Origin of the sequence: Arthrobacter nitrophenolicus (assembly GCF_045833485.1) — a bacterium.
GTDB lineage: Bacteria > Actinomycetota > Actinomycetes > Actinomycetales > Micrococcaceae > Arthrobacter > Arthrobacter nitrophenolicus.
Map to the genome: position 1 here is coordinate 781,252 of NZ_CP174504.1, position 15,118 is coordinate 796,369.

General features: G+C 68.7%; 19 protein-coding genes. 13 read left to right on the top strand and 6 right to left on the bottom strand.

The window, feature by feature from the left end; translation table 11 throughout:
- Positions 1-3: 3 nt before the first annotated feature.
- The gene (locus ACJJV6_RS03675) at positions 4-216 is read right to left on the bottom strand and encodes a hypothetical protein (protein WP_009356595.1); all 213 of its coding nucleotides are present in this window, start codon (positions 214-216) and stop codon (positions 4-6) included.
- A 300-nt stretch (positions 217-516) separates the two neighbouring features.
- On the opposite strand from ACJJV6_RS03675, the gene ACJJV6_RS03680 reads away from it, so the two are divergent.
- A complete protein-coding gene (locus ACJJV6_RS03680) occupies positions 517-801 on the top strand; it encodes a DUF1540 domain-containing protein (RefSeq protein WP_009356596.1) in 285 nt (94 codons plus the stop codon).
- Between the two features lie 231 nt (positions 802-1,032).
- Here the strand turns inward: ACJJV6_RS03680 and chrA are convergent, their stop codons facing one another.
- The 3 genes from chrA to ACJJV6_RS03695 all read right to left on the bottom strand — a co-directional run bounded on the left by chrA (position 1,033) and on the right by ACJJV6_RS03695 (position 3,417).
- Complete coding sequence (gene chrA, locus ACJJV6_RS03685; protein ID WP_407709995.1) at positions 1,033-2,241, bottom strand: chromate efflux transporter; 1,209 nt, start codon at positions 2,239-2,241, stop codon at positions 1,033-1,035.
- Positions 2,238-2,597, bottom strand: coding sequence for a helix-turn-helix transcriptional regulator (locus ACJJV6_RS03690; protein WP_035751871.1), 360 nt, complete (start codon positions 2,595-2,597; stop codon positions 2,238-2,240). The genes chrA and ACJJV6_RS03690 overlap by 4 nt, the downstream gene beginning before the upstream one ends.
- 79 nt (positions 2,598-2,676) lie before the next feature.
- Positions 2,677-3,417 carry an aquaporin gene (locus tag ACJJV6_RS03695; protein WP_407709996.1) on the bottom strand — a complete coding sequence of 247 codons (741 nt, stop codon included), beginning with the start codon at positions 3,415-3,417 and terminating at the stop codon, positions 2,677-2,679.
- 46 nt (positions 3,418-3,463) lie between these two features.
- Here ACJJV6_RS03695 and ACJJV6_RS03700 point away from each other — a divergent pair, with 46 nt between their 5' ends.
- The 8 genes from ACJJV6_RS03700 to ACJJV6_RS03735 all read left to right on the top strand — a co-directional run bounded on the left by ACJJV6_RS03700 (position 3,464) and on the right by ACJJV6_RS03735 (position 8,898).
- On the top strand, positions 3,464-4,138 hold the full coding sequence (locus ACJJV6_RS03700) for an ArsR family transcriptional regulator (RefSeq protein WP_009356600.1): 675 nt from the start codon (positions 3,464-3,466) through the stop codon (positions 4,136-4,138).
- A 143-nt stretch (positions 4,139-4,281) separates the two neighbouring features.
- Positions 4,282-4,716 (top strand): arsenate reductase ArsC, encoded by a 435-nt coding sequence (locus ACJJV6_RS03705; RefSeq protein WP_009356601.1) that lies wholly within the window; start codon positions 4,282-4,284, stop codon positions 4,714-4,716.
- A gap of 15 nt (positions 4,717-4,731) precedes the next feature.
- Positions 4,732-5,709: a thioredoxin-disulfide reductase gene (gene trxB / locus ACJJV6_RS03710; RefSeq protein WP_009356602.1), complete on the top strand. Its 978-nt coding sequence runs from the start codon at positions 4,732-4,734 to the stop codon at positions 5,707-5,709.
- Between the two features lie 130 nt (positions 5,710-5,839).
- Complete coding sequence (locus ACJJV6_RS03715) at positions 5,840-7,228, top strand: FAD-dependent oxidoreductase (RefSeq protein WP_354175887.1); 1,389 nt, start codon at positions 5,840-5,842, stop codon at positions 7,226-7,228.
- 25 nt (positions 7,229-7,253) lie between these two features.
- Entirely contained in the window at positions 7,254-7,694 is a 441-nt protein-coding gene (locus ACJJV6_RS03720; protein WP_009356604.1) for a low molecular weight phosphatase family protein, read from the top strand.
- A 12-nt stretch (positions 7,695-7,706) separates the two neighbouring features.
- Complete coding sequence (locus tag ACJJV6_RS03725; protein ID WP_354175889.1) at positions 7,707-8,198, top strand: universal stress protein; 492 nt, start codon at positions 7,707-7,709, stop codon at positions 8,196-8,198.
- 143 nt (positions 8,199-8,341) lie between these two features.
- Positions 8,342-8,566, top strand: coding sequence for a hypothetical protein (locus ACJJV6_RS03730; protein ID WP_009356606.1), 225 nt, complete (start codon positions 8,342-8,344; stop codon positions 8,564-8,566).
- Positions 8,567-8,655: 89 nt separating this feature from the next.
- Positions 8,656-8,898: a hypothetical protein gene (locus tag ACJJV6_RS03735; protein WP_009356607.1), complete on the top strand. Its 243-nt coding sequence runs from the start codon at positions 8,656-8,658 to the stop codon at positions 8,896-8,898.
- Positions 8,899-8,914: 16 nt separating this feature from the next.
- Here ACJJV6_RS03735 and nhaA read toward each other — a convergent pair whose 3' ends face one another.
- Together nhaA and ACJJV6_RS03745 are read right to left on the bottom strand one after the other, a co-directional pair.
- The gene (gene nhaA / locus ACJJV6_RS03740) at positions 8,915-10,270 is read right to left on the bottom strand and encodes a Na+/H+ antiporter NhaA (RefSeq protein ID WP_009356608.1); all 1,356 of its coding nucleotides are present in this window, start codon (positions 10,268-10,270) and stop codon (positions 8,915-8,917) included.
- A gap of 117 nt (positions 10,271-10,387) precedes the next feature.
- Positions 10,388-11,077, bottom strand: a complete 690-nt coding sequence (locus ACJJV6_RS03745; protein WP_009356609.1) for a PAS and ANTAR domain-containing protein — start codon at positions 11,075-11,077, stop codon at positions 10,388-10,390.
- 275 nt (positions 11,078-11,352) lie between these two features.
- Here ACJJV6_RS03745 and ACJJV6_RS03750 point away from each other — a divergent pair, with 275 nt between their 5' ends.
- From ACJJV6_RS03750 to ACJJV6_RS03765, 4 genes are all read left to right on the top strand, one after another.
- Positions 11,353-11,682 (top strand): heavy-metal-associated domain-containing protein, encoded by a 330-nt coding sequence (locus ACJJV6_RS03750; protein WP_407709997.1) that lies wholly within the window; start codon positions 11,353-11,355, stop codon positions 11,680-11,682.
- 57 nt (positions 11,683-11,739) lie between these two features.
- Positions 11,740-13,872 (top strand): heavy metal translocating P-type ATPase, encoded by a 2,133-nt coding sequence (locus tag ACJJV6_RS03755; RefSeq protein WP_354175894.1) that lies wholly within the window; start codon positions 11,740-11,742, stop codon positions 13,870-13,872.
- Between the two features lie 49 nt (positions 13,873-13,921).
- A complete protein-coding gene (locus ACJJV6_RS03760) occupies positions 13,922-14,410 on the top strand; it encodes a hypothetical protein (RefSeq protein ID WP_009356610.1) in 489 nt (162 codons plus the stop codon).
- Between the two features lie 73 nt (positions 14,411-14,483).
- Positions 14,484-15,104, top strand: a complete 621-nt coding sequence (locus ACJJV6_RS03765) for a DUF305 domain-containing protein (protein ID WP_009356611.1) — start codon at positions 14,484-14,486, stop codon at positions 15,102-15,104.
- Positions 15,105-15,118: the final 14 nt, after the last annotated feature.

Genomic DNA, 15,118 nt, shown 5'->3' on the forward strand with positions numbered 1-15,118 from the left:
AGGTCAGGTGCGCGGCTGGGCCGGATTGGTGGGGACCCCCTGCGACGGCGGGTTGACCGGCGGACCGGGCACCGACGTGGGCTGCGGTGCGGCCGGGGCTCCGGTGGCAGCTTCCGGGCTGGGTACCTGCGGCCCGCCCGGTTCCGCGCCGCCCTGCAGGTCCTTGTGTTCAGGGACGCTGTGCCCGGGGACTTTGTGCTCGGGAATACGTTTCATCTGCTCTTCTCCCTATCTCCTCGTTACCCGTATGCGGCCCGACTGCCGGCCCCAGGCGGCGGACGGAAATGCTGACGGACTCTGCTTGCCGCCGAAGAGAACAACATAATAAGCACCCTTATCAATCTGCCGAAAGGGTCAGCCGCCCCCTGTTTCCGCGGCAGGAGGCCCTGCGCGGGCCGGATGCGTCCGGAAGGGGAATTAGCGAACACTATTGGGTCTTTTTGATTGGTTCTGACGGGCTTACGGTGGACCCACGAGGGCCGCCTATCCGGGGCGGCCGGCCAGGGAGGACTTTCCATGACAACGCACGTCGCGGACTGCAGCGTAACGAACTGTTCCTTTAACGACCACACCAACTGCAACGCGGCCGCCATCACCGTGGGCGGCGCCGAAAACCATGCACACTGCGCCACGTTCATTGAAACCGGAATGCACGGCGGCCTGCCCAAGGTCCTGGCCGATGTCGGAGCCTGCCAGCGCAGCGAATGCGTCCACAACGACCACCTGATGTGCAAGGCGCCTGAGGTGCACGTGGGCCCGGGCCGTGACAACGCCGACTGCCTGACGTACTCGCACGCATAGCCCGCACACCTGAAGGATCCGGAGCACCCGGGACGGCAACGCCCCCGGGTGCTCCGTTATGTCCCGGCCCGGCACCTCACCGCCGCACCGGGCACGCGCTGCCTTGCCGCCGTCGTACGCGCTGAACCGCTGGCGCTACCGAAATTCCGTGGCGCTGCGCAGGCTCCCTGGCGCTGCCCAAATATCAGGCGCGTCAGGTCATGCGCGGGTCGCGGGCGGATCTGCGCGTCATCAGGAGGGGGAGAGAGCCAGCAGCACTCCCCCGGCGGCGCCCACGAGCACCACCACCCAGGGCGGGGCCTTCCATGCGATGAGCAGGACGAAGCAGACCAACGCCAGGCAGAACGGGCCGGAACCGGTGATGGCCGTGGTGAACACAGGGTTGTAGAGGGCTGCGGCCAGGATCCCCACCACTGCAGCGTTCGCGCCGCGCATCAGCGCCTGCGCTTGCGGCCGGGTCCGGAACCTGTCCCAGAAGGGAAGCACGCCGACAAGGAGGAGGAAGCCCGGCAGGAAGATCCCGGCCAGCGCGACGGCGGCACCGGCCACGCCGCCTGGTCCTGCACTGGACCGGGTCCCCAGGTAGGCAGCGAACGTGAACAGCGGACCCGGCACGGCCTGCGCCGCGCCGTAACCTGCCAGGAACTGCTCCGGAGTGACCCAGCCGGGGGTGACCACGCCGGCCTGGAGCAGGGGCAGGACCACGTGCCCGCCGCCGAACACCAGCGCACCGGCACGGTAAAACGCGTCAAAGAGGGCCAGGCCGGCCGATCCGGTGGCCAGGGACAGCAGCGGCAGCCCGGCCAGCAGCACCAGGAACAGAACCAGGCACACGGCGCCGGCCGCCCTGCTGACCGGGAAGCGCATGGCACCCGTCACGACGCCGGAGCCGGCCCGGCAGAAGAACAGGCCCGCCAGCGCACCGACGCCGATCGCCAGCACCTGCCCCAGCGGACCCGCCAGCAGGATCACGGCCAAGGCAGCCACCACCGCAATCGACGCCCGCTCCCGGTCCGGCGTCAGGGCCTTCGCCATCCCCCAAACAGCCTGCGCCACGATGGCCACAGCCACGATTTTCAGCCCGTCAAGAATTCCCGAACCGAGCACCCCCTGGAAGAGGGAGGCCCCGGCGGCGAACGCCACCAGCAGCGCGGCCGACGGCAGCGTGAAAGCAAGGAACGCGGCGAGGGCGCCGAGCGGCCCGGCCCGGTGCAGTCCCAGGCCAAATCCCACCTGGCTGGACGCGGGGCCGGGGAGGAACTGGCAGAGGGCCACAAGATCGGCGTATTCCTTGTCATCCACCCACCGGCGGCGTTCCACCAGCTCGTCCCGGAAGTAACCCAGGTGCGCGATGGGCCCGCCAAAGGACGTAAAACCCAGCTTCAGGAAGACCCGGAAAACCTCCCCCACCGAGCCGCGTGCGGTAACCGTTTCCGTCACAGGTCTGCCACGAGCCCGGCAACCCGCTCCAGCGCGCCCGGAACCACCGAGTAGTATGCCCAGGTGCCGCGCTTTTCGCGGTGCAGCAGTCCGGCGTCCACCAGGATCTTCAAATGGTGCGAGACAGTCGGCTGGCCCAGGCTGAGCGGTTCGGTCAGGTCGCAGACGCAGCGCTCCCCCGCCTCGCCGGCCTTGACCAGCGAGAGCAGCCGCACGCGGTTGGGGTCCGCAAGCGCTTTGAAAACCAGCGCGGCCTGCTTGGCCTCCTCCGCTCCGAGGGCTGCACCCGCGGGCGGCGGGCAGCAGGAAGGATCCGTCTCAGTGACGGACGAGGTCAATGGCAGCACAGCGGTCATGGACACCATTATGCCGCCATATCGACATTCATCAATATGGCGGCATAACGGTTTTGGGGCTGGAACCGGATACGGGGGGTTACGTATCTGCCGGTTCCTCGCGGTGGGGGATCACCACGTTGTCTGCCGCCTGGCCGGCGGCGGGAAAAAGGGCCAGGAGGAGTCCGAGTCCGACGGCGGCGCCCGCCAGTTGCGCCAGCACGAACCCAGGCACCGAGCCAGGCGCGATGCCCGCGAAGGTGTCGCTGAAGATCCGGCCCACGGTTACGGCCGGGTTGGCGAAGGAAGTGGAGGAGGTGAACCAGTAGGCGGCGCCGATGTACGCGCCCACGGCCGGAGCGGCCAGCACTCCCCGCGAGGTCCGGGCCAGGGCGAAGATCAGCAGGATGAGCCCGGCGGTGGCCACCACCTCGCCCAGGACGTGGCCGCCGGTGAGGCGGTCCTTGCCGGAGATGGAGGTCCCGACGTCGAACATTGCGTTGGCCAGGACGCTTCCCCCGATTGCCCCGACCACTTGGGCGGCCACGTATGCGCCGACTTCCGGCAGCGTCAGGCCGGTGCCGCTGCGCCGGCCGAGCGCCCAGTCGGCCAGGGACACCACAGGGTTGAAGTGCGCGCCGCTGACCGGCCCCAGCACCAGGATGAGCACCGTCAGGCCCAGAACCGTGGCGGTGCTGTTCTGGAGCAGCTGCAGGCCGACGTCGTTGGGGGAAAGCTGCTGGGCGGCGATCCCGGAGCCGACAACGACGGCCACCAGCAGGCCGGTGCCAAGCAGCTCGGCTAGGGCGCGGCGCCAGAGGGGAGGCTGGGAAATATGCATGCAACCAGCTTGACCCACCCGGAATACCTCAGTCAAACTTGAGTCAATGGAAACTGAACTAAGCGCCGCGTTCCGCCAGCGGCTGGCCAGGCATGCAGCCCTGGCCGACGCCGGCCGGCTGCGCATCGTGGACCTGCTGACGCTGGGCGACCGCTCGCCGTCGGAATTGCAGGCGGAGCTGGGAATGCCGTCCAACCTGCTGGCCCACCACCTCCGCATCCTTGAGGACGCCGGACTGGCGGCGCGGCACCGCTCGGAGGCGGACCGGCGGCGGAGCTACATCCGCCTGGTGGCCGGGTCGCTTGAGGACCTGGTTCCCGGCAGCGGGCACCAGGCGCGGCGCGTCCTTTTCGTGTGCACCCGCAACAGCGCACGCTCCCAGCTCGCGGCGGCCCTCTGGCGCCAGGCCAGCGGTATTCCCGCGACATCGGCGGGGACGCATCCCGCAGACCGGATTTCCCGCGGCGCCCTGGAAGTCGCCGCCCGCCACGGCCTGGACCTGGCCGACGCCGTACCGCAGCAACTGGACCAGGTCATGGGAGAAGGGGATTTCGTGGTGACCGTCTGCGACAACGCCCACGAAGAGGTTCCGGGCCTGCAGGGGGTGCACTGGTCCATCCCCGACCCCGTCAGGCAGGGCACCGCCGCGGCCTTCGAGGAAGCCTACGGGCAGATCTCACACCGCGTCAGCGACCTCGCACCCCGCCTCACCGCCGCCTGACACCAATACATTGACAACCATCAATATTTAGCGCCATACTCCCCATATCGATCATCATCAATCTTTCGGGACTGAGAGGTCGGGCGGGAGCACCACCACCCACCGCGGCACCTCCCGCCGTACGTCATCATTAGGAGAACAGCGTGACCACCGAGACAGCCAAGAAGCCCTCCGTCCTTTTCGTCTGCGTCCACAACGCAGGCCGTTCCCAGATGGCCGCAGCCTTCCTGACGTCCCTGTCCAAGGGTGCCGTGGAGGTCCGCTCCGCAGGGTCCCAGCCCGCGGAGAAGATCAACCCCGCCGCCGTCGAGGCCATGGCCGAGGTGGGCATCGACATGTCCGCGGAGGTTCCCAAAGTCCTCACCACCGAAGCTGTCAAGGACTCGGACGTGGTGATCACCATGGGCTGCGGCGACGAGTGCCCGTACTTCCCCGGCAAGCGCTACGAGGACTGGGTGCTGGAGGATCCGGCCGGCAAGGGCGTAGAATCCGTCCGCCCCATCCGGGACGAAATCAGGACCCGCATCGAAGCCCTGATCACCGAACTGGTGCCCGCGCAGCACCCGGACGCCCAGTAACTCCAGGAGACCTCCATGACGAACGAACAGCTGATCATCATCGGTTCCGGCCCCGCGGGGTACACCGCAGCCATCTACGCCGCACGCGCAGGCCTGGCACCGCTGGTGCTGGCCGGCTCGGTCACCGCGGGCGGTGCCCTGATGAACACCACCGAGGTGGAGAACTTCCCGGGCTTCCCCGCCGGCATCCAGGGCCCGGAACTGATGGACGGCCTGCAGGAACAGGCCGAGAAATTCGGCGCCAAAGTGGTGTTCGACGACGCCACCTCGGTTGATCTCAAAGGCCACCTGAAGACCGTGGTCACCGGCGGCGGCGAGACCCACCAGGCCCCGGCCGTCATCCTGGCCACCGGCTCGGCGTACAAGGAACTCGGCCTGCCGGAGGAGAAGAAGTTCAGCGGCCACGGGGTCTCCTGGTGCGCCACCTGCGACGGGTTCTTCTTCCGTGACCAGGACATCATCGTGGTGGGCGGCGGTGACTCCGCCATGGAGGAAGCCACGTTCCTGACCCGGTTCGGAAAGTCCGTGACCGTCGTCGTACGCCGTGAGGAACTGCGGGCCTCCCGCATCATGGCGCAGCGGGCCAAGGACAACCCCAAGATCAGCTTCGCCTGGAACTCCGCCGTCACCGCCATCCACGGCAACGGCAAGGTCACCGGCGTGACGCTCACGGACACCCGCTCCGGCGAAACCCGGCACCAGGCGGCCACCGGCATCTTCGTGGCCATCGGCCACGTGCCGCGGACGGAGCTCGTGGCCGGCCAGGTGGACCTGGACGCGGACGGCTACATCAAGGTGGACTCCCCCACCACGGTCACCAACCTGTCCGGCGTGTTCGCCTGCGGCGACGCCGTGGACCACCGCTACCGCCAGGCCATCACCGCCGCCGGGACCGGCTGCGCCGCCGCCCTGGACGCCGAACGCTACCTGGCAGCCCTGGACGACGCGGACAGCATCGCCACGGCGCTGGTCGAAGAACCTACCCACAGCTGACAACCCGGGCAGGAAGGGGGTGGGCTGGATGAACACGGATTGCTGCGGCGACAACGGTTGCTGCGACGACGAGGATCAGGACTGCTGCTAGCCCTTCCGCACAACCAACACATCGATGAGAGGACATGCCATGGAAAAGACCAGCCTTCCGGTAGCCGTGATCGGCGCCGGGCCGGTGGGACTCGCCGCCGCAGCGCACCTGCTGGAGCGCGGCCTGGAGCCGCTGGTTTTCGAGGCGGGTCCGACGGCGGGCGCGGCCATTGAGGAATGGCGCCACATCCGCCTGTTCTCGCCCTGGCGGTTCAACATCGACGCCGCCGCCGTCCGGCTGCTGGAGGCATCCGGCTGGGAAGCACCCCGGCCCACCGCCCTGCCGTACGGCGGCGAGCTCATCGACAACTACCTCGCTCCCCTGGCGGCGCTGCCGGCCCTGGCCTCCCGGCTGGAGACCGGCGCCCGGGTACTGGCCGTGACCCGGCAGGGCATGGACAAGACCCACGTCCGCAACCGGGACACCACCCCCTTCATTGTCCGGGTCCTGCACTCCGACGGCGAAACCCGCGACCACACCGTGGCTGCGGTGATCGACGCCTCCGGCACCTGGTCCACCCGCAACCCGCTGGGCACGTCCGGGCTGCCGGCGATCGGCGAGGAGGCGGCCGCGGCCCGCATCTCCTCCCCGCTGCCCGACGTCGCGGGCCGGGACCGCGAAGCCTTCGCGGGCAAACGCGTCCTGGTGGTCGGCGCCGGACACTCCGCCGCCAACACCCTGCTCAACCTTGCCGCACTGGCCAAGGAGGCACCCGAAACCCGGATCCTGTGGGCCATCCGGGGCGCCTCACCGTCCAAGACCTACGGCGGCGGGGACGCTGACGGGCTGCCCGCCCGCGGCCAGCTCGGCGCCCGGCTCCGCCGCCTGGTGGAGGCGGGAAAGATCGAACTGCACACCGGTTTCGGCATCAGCTCCTTCAAATCCCTGGACTCCGGGGTCACCGTCGGCGCCGTGGACGGCCGCACCCTGGAGGCCGACGTCGTGGTGCCCTGCACCGGCTTCCGGCCGGACCTGGACATGCTGCGCGAGCTCCGCCTCAACCTGGACCCCGCCGTCGAGGCGCCCATGGAACTTGGCCCGCTGATCGATCCCGAATTCCACTCCTGCGGCACGGTGCCGCCGCACGGTGCCAGGCTGCTGGCCCACCCGGACAAGGACTTCTACATTGTGGGCATGAAGTCCTACGGAAGGGCTCCCACCTTCCTGCTGGCCACCGGGTACGAGCAGGTCCGCTCCGTTGCCGCCGCCCTGGCCGGGGACCGCGAGGCCGCCGACACCGTCCAGCTTGAACTTCCGGAAACCGGCGTCTGCTCCACCGACGCCGGCACCAGCTGTGACGTTCCCGCTACCCGGCCCGCAGCCGGCGCGGGTGAGGCCGGCGGCGAGTCCGGCTGCTGCGCTGCCCCGGAACCGGTCCTGGTCGGCTTTCCCACCGGCCTGGCCCACGGCCGCTCCGCCGACAACTGACACCTGAAAACCACAAAGGAAACCCATGACTGACGCCTCTCCCGCCACCGCCGGGGACAAGAAGCCCGCCGTCCTGTTCGTCTGCAGCAAGAACGGCGGCAAGTCCCAGCTTGCGGCCGGGCTGATGCGCCAGCTCGCCGGCAGCAGCGTGGACGTCTACTCGGCCGGCACCAAGCCGGCCAAGGACCTCAACCCGCTGGCTGTTGAATCACTGGCCGAGCTCGGCATCCCCGTTGAGGGCGAGTACCCGAAGCCCGTCAGCGAGGAGGTCCTTGAGACGGCGGACGTGGTGGTGGTCCTGGGCACCGAGGCAAAGCTTGAACCGCGCGAGGGCACCCGCTTCGAACTCTGGGAAACCGACGAGCCCTCTGAACGCGGCATTGAAGGCATGGAACGCATGCGCCTGGTCAGGGACGACGTCCGGGCCCGCGTCCAGAAGCTGCACCAGGACCTCACCACTTCCTGACGGGCCGGCGCGATGGACCACCAGGACCGGTCCGGCGGGTCAGCGGGGCCCGCCATCCTGGCCGTGCCCTGGGAATGCCCGGAACACCTGGTCCTGACGGCGGCGGAATTTGCGGCCGCCATGGACCTCCACCTCGTCTGCGCCTTCGTTGACCCGGCAAGCTACCTGGTGGAGTGGGCCGGGTCGCCGGAACTTCCCGGAGCCTCGCTGGACCCTGCCGTTAACGATGAGGCGGCCTACCCTTCACGGGAACTCCTTGGGCGCCTGCAGGAAATCCTTGCCAGGGCGGAGGACGTGAGCTGGTCTTTCCGGGTCCTCAACGGCGCCGTTGCCCCGGCCCTGATGCGGCTAGCGGACAGCCTTGGCGCTTCCATGTTCATCGTGGGAGGCCGGCGCCCGGGGATCCTGTCCCGGTTCGAGCGGGTCCTGGAGGGCTCAGTGGCGGAGGCCCTGGAGCACTCGCAGCGGCGGCCCGTCCTGGTGGTTCCCGCGGTGGGCCACTAGGCCAAAAAGCCGGGCACAGCACTGCGAAAAATGCTTGGTGGGCAATGCCCCTGTCAGTACACTTAGCTTATTCATCCGGCGGGCTGGGGACCAGCAGCGACGCTCCTCCGGAGGGAGCCTGTTAAGGCGCGAAGGCGGCACCCATGCATGGAAACCGGAAGCTCCCCCGCAGCATTCGCGAGGAAGTCGCCCATCTGGAGCTACAACTGCAGGTCCTGGAAATCATCGACGAAATCCTCAGCGGAACCGCCGCCTGCGAGGCCGATGCCCGCAGCTCGCTGCGATGGTACGTCAGCGCCAATCCGGGCCAGCCGCAGCGCGCCCTGCTGATGCACATGATGAGCATCCAGCGCTCCGATCACACCTGACACAGAAAAAACACCCTGCTGAAACACCACGGCAACCTCGCCACGGCAAGCTGTGCCTACGGGGATACAACAGCAGGAGGCAGCCCATTATGGAGGCACAAGGAGTACGTACGGACCAGCTCCGCATCGGAGACCACATCGAGGCCTGGCACCGGGGCAGGCTGTTCCACCGCGGCCGGGTGACCGGCGTGGTGCCGGCCCTGGAACTGTTCTGGATCCTGGACGCGAGGACCGGCACGCGCAAGCTGCTGGACCCCGAGGCCCTGGAGATCAGGCACGTGGAAGAGCCCGTGGAGCAGCCGGCCCGGCCGGCCAAGCTGGAACCCGCATAACGTCCGGGTGGCAGGTTTACTGGGCCCGGTCCTGGTAGACGTCCGGGATGCCGTCCTGGTCCGCGTCCACTTTCTCCAGTTCCTCTGCCTGCCGGTACTGCCGGTTCCTGGTCCGCAGCACCAGGGTGGCCAGCATGGCGGCGAGCAGTGAGGCGCCGAGGATGCCCACCTTTGCGTGGTCATCGTGGATGCTGCCGTGGCCGAAGCTGAGCTCCGCCACCAGCAGGGACACCGTGAAACCGATGCCGGCCAGCAGCGCCACGCCGAAGATGTCGATCCATTTGAAGGAGCTGTCCAGGGTTGCCCGGGTGGCTTTGGTCAGGATCCACGTGGTGCCCAGGATGCCGATCGGCTTGCCGAGCACCAGGCCCAGGATGATGCCGAGCGCCACCGGGTCGGCCAGGGCAGAAACCAGCCCGTCCCAGCCGCCCACCGCGACGCCGGCTGAGAAGAACGCGAAAATGGGGACGGCAATGCCGGCGGAAATGGGCCGGAAGCGGTGCTCGAAAATCTCCGCCAGCCCGGGCCCGGCCTCCGGACCGCCGCCGGCCTGCGAGCGGATGACCGGCACGGCGAAGCCCAGCAGGACACCGGCCACGGTGGCGTGGATGCCCGAGGCATGGACGAGCGCCCACGTGACCATGCCCAGGGGCAGCAGGATCAGCCACGCGGCTGACGCTTTGCGGCCGAAGAAGTGCCGGTACTTCTGCGCCAGGAAGGTGTAGAGGGCCAGCGGCACCAGGGCCAGCAGCAGCGGCGTCACCTGGATGTCGGTGGAGTAGAAGAACGCGATGATGCTGATGGCGATCAGGTCATCCACCACGGCCAGGGTCAGCAGGAAGATCCGCAGCGCGCTGGGCAGGTGGGAGCCGATGATGGCCAGCACGGCAACGGCGAAGGCGATGTCCGTGGCGGTGGGGATGGCCCAGCCGCGCAGGGTCTCCGGGCTGGTGAGGTTGACGACGGCGTAGATCACCGCCGGGACAACCACGCCGCCGGCCGCTGCAGCCACCGGGACGATCGACTTGCTGATCTGGCGCAGGTCGCCGGCCACGAATTCGCGCTTGAGTTCCAGGCCCACCAGGAAGAAGAAGATGGCGAGCAGTCCGTCGGCAGCCCAGGCGCCGAGGCTCAGCTCCAGGTGCCAGGGCTCGTAGCCGATCTTGAAGTCGCGGAGCGCGAAGTAGCTGTCGGAAGCCGGCGAGTTTGCCCAGACGAGGGCGATGATTGCCGCTGCGACCAGCAGGGCGCCGCCGACGGTTTCCTTGCGGAGGATTTCCCCGATCCGCAGGGCCTCGGAGTAGGAGCCCCGGGCAAAGACCGTGCCCCGGGGCGCGGCGGGCGGCGGTGTTGATGGCGGGGTGGAGTTCATGAAGGAGTCCTAACGTTTGGGCTCGACAAAATTACTGCCGACCAGACTTCCCGGCGCACCTTCGACCCATTCTAGGGGCGCTACCGCCGGCGCCCAAAAGTATTGTGTCCTGCGGTGCTATCCCGCCCGGCGCCGGGACGCCCCCGGCCGGCTTTCGGTCGCGATAGCTTTGACGGCGTGGTCGAGGTAGTTCCGTGCCTCGGCGGAATTGGCCAGCTTCACGAGCTCCGCCGCCACCACCACCAGTTTGACGTTCCGGTGGCTGCTGGTGCTGACCAGCATCTGGAAAGCGTCGTCGGCACCCATTTTCAGCTGGCCCATCAGGATGCCTCGGGCCTGGTCCACCACGCTGCGGGTGGAAGTGGCACCGGCGACGGCGTCGCGTGCGGTCTGTTCCGTTTCGCGCTGCAGGGTGGTGGTGAGGTCCACCATGACCCCCTCCATGACCGAGACGTTGCCGGCGTCATCCATGATGCCCTCACCGGAGGTCAGCACCCGCCGGGTCCGCCCCTTGGCGTCAATGATCCGGTGGTACATGCAGAAGTAGCCGCCTGTTTGCAGGACCTGGTCCACGATGGCCTGGCACCGGGGCCTGTCCTCCGGATGCTTGTGGGAGTACAGCAGCTCCAGGGTGGGCACCACGTCGCCACGCCGATACCCGTGCAGTTCGAACATGCTGTCGGACCATTGGACCTTCCACCCTGCCACGTCCACATGGAAGGTCCCGGCGACGCATTCATTGTCGCCCAGGGCGCTCGAATAGGTGTAAGGGCCGGTCAGGTCCGTCATCACAGGGGCCACCTCCATGTAGCATCCAGCACCCGCGGCGCAACAGATCATCCGGGGCACTACTACCAGTATGGCCGCGGCGGACTCCGACGGGTAGGCCATAGGTCCCGCCTACCCGAAGAGGGGTGGGCCGGCAGCCCCCTCCCACCCCTTGACGAAGATACCCCCTGGGGGTATGCTCAACGTGTTGTCAGTGAAGTGGTATGTCCCGGCGGTTCCAGCGCCTTCACAGCCGTTCAACCCCAGCACCCTGCTTACCAAGGATTCATCCTTCGTCAAGGAACGGAACTGACATGAACATCGAACACCGCACAGCGCTCCCCCTGGCATCCGCCGCCGGCTGCAGCTGCTGCTCCCCCGCAGGCCACGCACCCAAGACCGCAGCCGCCGTCGCCCATTCCCCTGCGGCCTCGGGCCGGCGCGAGTTCGCGCTTGAAGGACTCACCTGCGGGCACTGCGTCAAGACTGTTGAAACGGCGGTAGCCGCCCTGGACGGCGTTGATTCGGCCTCCGTTGACCTGGTTCCCGGCGGGCGTTCCCGCCTCACGGTCGCCGGTTCCGCCTCCGAAGAGGCCGTCCGCACGGCCGTCACCACCGCCGGGTATTCCCTGGCCGCACACTGACCTTTGCGCTTCTGCTGGCACCGCCCGGCGCAGTACCAGTCCTCCAAGGAGGAAACCATGCAGGACATGCACCAACCAACGCACCACCACGACGACGGCAGCCAGGCAGGCGGCACGCTCACCCGCCACACCGCTCCCCATGCGGGCCACCACCAGCCGGCGCACCAGCACCACGGCGACGACGACCACGCCGTCCACACCTCCGGCCAGCACGCCGGGCACAGCACCGCCATGTTCAAGAACCGGTTCTGGCTTACCCTGGCGCTGTCCGTTCCGGTGGTCTACTTCAGCCCCATGGTGGGCCACATCCTGGGCTACATGGCGCCCATGTTCCCCGGTTCCACCTGGATCCCGCCCGTCCTGGGCACCGTCATTTTCCTGTACGGCGGGCAGCCGTTCCTCAAGGGCGGGCTCCAGGAACTGAAGGACCGGCGGCCGGGCATGATGCTCCTGATCGCCATGGCCATTACAGTGGCCTTCGCGGCCTCGTGGATCACCAGCCTGGGCCTGGGCGGCTTCGACCTGGACTTCTGGTGGGAGCTCGCGCTGCTGGTGGCCATCATGCTCCTGGGCCACTGGATCGAGATGCGCGCCCTTGGCTCCGCGCAGGGTGCGCTGGATGCCCTTGCGGCCCTGCTGCCCGACGAGGCCGAGCGCGTCACGGACGGCGGCACCGAGACGGTGCCGGTCTCCGAACTCCGCCCTGACGACCTGGTCCTGGTCCGGCCCGGCGCCCGGATGCCCGCCGACGGCACCGTGGTGGACGGGCAGGCCGAGTTCGACGAATCCATGATCACGGGCGAGTCCAAGACAGTTCCCCGCAGCCCCGGAGCCCCGGTGGTGGCAGGAACCGTCGCCACGGACAGCAGCGTCCGCGTGCGGGTCACGGCCGTGGGCGACGATACGGCGCTGGCAGGAATCCAGCGGCTCGTGGCCGAAGCCCAGGCTTCGTCCTCGCGTGCACAGGCGCTGGCGGACCGCGCGGCAGCGTTCCTCTTCTACTTCGCCACCGCGGCCGGCGTCCTGACGTTCATCGCCTGGACGCTGCTGGGCAGTGTTCCGGAGGCCGTCACCCGGACCGTGACAGTGCTGGTGATCGCCTGCCCCCATGCCCTGGGCCTCGCCATTCCGCTGGTCATCGCCATTTCCACCGAGCAGGCCGCCCGGGCCGGCGTGCTGATCAAGAACCGGATGGCCCTGGAACGCATGCGGACCGTTGACGTTGTCCTCTTCGACAAGACCGGCACCCTCACCACCGGTGAACCCGAGCTGATGGATGTGGCAGTGGCCGAGGGCGTCGATCCTGACGAGTTGCTGGCCCTGGCCGCGGCCGTCGAATCGGACAGCGAGCACCCCGTGGCGCGGGCCATCGTGCGCGCGGCCCGGGACCGGAACCTGGTGGTGCCGGCCGCCGGCTCGTTCACTTCCCTGACCGGGCGGGGCGTGCGGGCCACCCTGGACGGACGGACGCTGCACGTGGGCGGACCCGCGCTCCTGCGCGAGCTTGCCGCCGTCGAACCCCCTGCCCTGGCCGCGGTGACCCGCGGCTGGATGGACCGCGGCGCGGCAGTCCTGCACGTGCTCGACGGCGGCCGCATCCTGGGCGCAGTCAGCCTGGAGGACGCGGTGCGTCCGGAGTCCCGGCAGGCCGTGGCGGCGCTGCAGAACCGGGGCGTCAAGGTAGCAATGGTCACCGGCGACGCGCGGCAGGTGGCGCGGGCCGTGGCGGCGGACCTCAGGATCGATGAGGTGTTCGCCGAGGTCCTACCCGCCGACAAGGACAAGAAGGTGGCCGAGCTCCAGGCCCGCGGGCTGAAGGTGGCCATGGTGGGCGACGGCGTCAACGATTCCCCGGCGCTGGCCCGTGCCGAGGTGGGCATCGCGATCGGCGCCGGCACCGACGTGGCCATGGAGTCCGCCGGGGTGGTCCTGGCCGGAAACGATCCCCGGGCCGTCCTGTCCATGGTGGACCTCTCGCGGGCGAGCTACCGCAAGATGTGGCAGAACCTGGTGTGGGCGACGGGCTACAACATCCTGTCCGTGCCCCTGGCCGCCGGGGTCCTGGCGTTCGCCGGCGTTGTCCTCTCGCCCGCGGCGGGTGCCGTGCTGATGTCCGCGTCCACTATTGTGGTGGCGCTGAACGCCCAGTTGCTGCGGCGCCTGAAACTGAACCCGTCCGAGGTACGTTGACGTTGAGGGTACGTTGAAAGGTGTGGTCCGCGTGAGGGGAGGGAACAGCATGCAGGCAGGCATCCGCACCGCCGTCGTGGCTGCCCTCCGCCCGGCCGCGTTGGCTGCCGCGGTCCTGGCCCTGCTGGCCGGCATCCTGGGGATGCACGTGCTGACCGCAGGCCATTCGGCCCACGCGACGCCGGCCTCCACGGCCGCTGAGCACGCCGGCCATACCGGTGCCGCGCACGACGGCGGCACCCACCCACGTGCCGGGGATCCCGCCGTCGGACATTCCCATGACGGCCACAAGGGGCAGGGCGCCCAGCCCGCGGACGAGTCCTTCACCGCCTCGGGTTCCTGCAGCTCCGGCTGCCCCGGGGCGGAGGAAGCCGGAGCGGCCTGCGTCCCGCTGGTGCCGGCGGGATCGCCGGCCGTCGCACCTCCCCCGGCCACCTCGGCAGCTCCGCTGTATCTGGCGTCGGGAGCCCGGTCCACCGCCTACAGCTACATCCCTTCAGGTCCCACGCCCTGCGAACTGTCCATCAGCCGGACGTAAACCGGCGCCGCGGCGTGCCGCTGCACGCACCGTTTCGGCCCAGTTCCACTGACCTACCTGAAGGACAATCTTCATGAACAGCAAGATCAAGACCCTCTCCCTCGCCGCTGCCCTGGCAGCCTCGCTCGGCCTTGCCGGCTGCGCGGCCGGCTCCGGAAGCTCCGGCGGAAACACCATGCCCATGGATCACGGCAGCTCCGCGCCGATGTCCAGCATGATGCCGGACGCCAGCGCCGACCATAACCAGGCGGACATCGCGTTCTCACAGATGATGATTCCGCACCACGCCCAGGCCGTGGAGATGAGTGACATCATCCTGGCCAAGCAGGACGTCCCGGCCGAGGTCACGGCCCTGGCCACCAGGATCAAGGAGGCCCAGGCGCCCGAGATCGAGACCATGACCGGCTGGCTGGAAAGCTGGAACGTGCCCACCATGATGTCGGACCACTCCGGGCACGGCATGAGCGGCATGGTGGACGCCGAAGGCATCGAGAAATTCAAGGCCGCCGAGGGGACCGACGCCGTCCGGCTCTTCCTCGAACACATGATTAAGCACCACGAGGGCGCCGTCGACATGGCCCAGCAGGAAATCGGTGCCGGCAAGAACGCGGCGTCCATCCAGCTGGCCCGCGACATCATCGCCGCCCAGGAAGCCGAGATCACCGAGATGAAGGAGCTGCTCGGCAAACTCTGACCCTCCCCGGCGAC

Excerpts from the sequence above, each read along its gene's own strand:
- ACJJV6_RS03675 (WP_009356595.1), bottom strand. The coding sequence starts at position 216 with ATGAAACGTATTCCCGAGCACAAAGTCCCCGGGCACAGCGTCCCTGAA.
- ACJJV6_RS03680 (WP_009356596.1), top strand. The coding sequence starts at position 517 with ATGACAACGCACGTCGCGGACTGCAGCGTAACGAACTGTTCCTTTAAC.
- ACJJV6_RS03690 (WP_035751871.1), bottom strand. The coding sequence starts at position 2,597 with ATGACCGCTGTGCTGCCATTGACCTCGTCCGTCACTGAGACGGATCCT.
- ACJJV6_RS03695 (WP_407709996.1), bottom strand. The coding sequence starts at position 3,417 with ATGCATATTTCCCAGCCTCCCCTCTGGCGCCGCGCCCTAGCCGAGCTG.
- ACJJV6_RS03700 (WP_009356600.1), top strand. The coding sequence starts at position 3,464 with ATGGAAACTGAACTAAGCGCCGCGTTCCGCCAGCGGCTGGCCAGGCAT.
- trxB (WP_009356602.1), top strand. The coding sequence starts at position 4,732 with ATGACGAACGAACAGCTGATCATCATCGGTTCCGGCCCCGCGGGGTAC.
- ACJJV6_RS03715 (WP_354175887.1), top strand. The coding sequence starts at position 5,840 with ATGGAAAAGACCAGCCTTCCGGTAGCCGTGATCGGCGCCGGGCCGGTG.
- ACJJV6_RS03720 (WP_009356604.1), top strand. The coding sequence starts at position 7,254 with ATGACTGACGCCTCTCCCGCCACCGCCGGGGACAAGAAGCCCGCCGTC.
- ACJJV6_RS03725 (WP_354175889.1), top strand. The coding sequence starts at position 7,707 with ATGGACCACCAGGACCGGTCCGGCGGGTCAGCGGGGCCCGCCATCCTG.
- ACJJV6_RS03730 (WP_009356606.1), top strand. The coding sequence starts at position 8,342 with ATGCATGGAAACCGGAAGCTCCCCCGCAGCATTCGCGAGGAAGTCGCC.
- ACJJV6_RS03735 (WP_009356607.1), top strand. The coding sequence starts at position 8,656 with ATGGAGGCACAAGGAGTACGTACGGACCAGCTCCGCATCGGAGACCAC.
- nhaA (WP_009356608.1), bottom strand. The coding sequence starts at position 10,270 with ATGAACTCCACCCCGCCATCAACACCGCCGCCCGCCGCGCCCCGGGGC.
- ACJJV6_RS03745 (WP_009356609.1), bottom strand. The coding sequence starts at position 11,077 with ATGGAGGTGGCCCCTGTGATGACGGACCTGACCGGCCCTTACACCTAT.
- ACJJV6_RS03750 (WP_407709997.1), top strand. The coding sequence starts at position 11,353 with ATGAACATCGAACACCGCACAGCGCTCCCCCTGGCATCCGCCGCCGGC.
- ACJJV6_RS03755 (WP_354175894.1), top strand. The coding sequence starts at position 11,740 with ATGCAGGACATGCACCAACCAACGCACCACCACGACGACGGCAGCCAG.
- ACJJV6_RS03760 (WP_009356610.1), top strand. The coding sequence starts at position 13,922 with ATGCAGGCAGGCATCCGCACCGCCGTCGTGGCTGCCCTCCGCCCGGCC.
- ACJJV6_RS03765 (WP_009356611.1), top strand. The coding sequence starts at position 14,484 with ATGAACAGCAAGATCAAGACCCTCTCCCTCGCCGCTGCCCTGGCAGCC.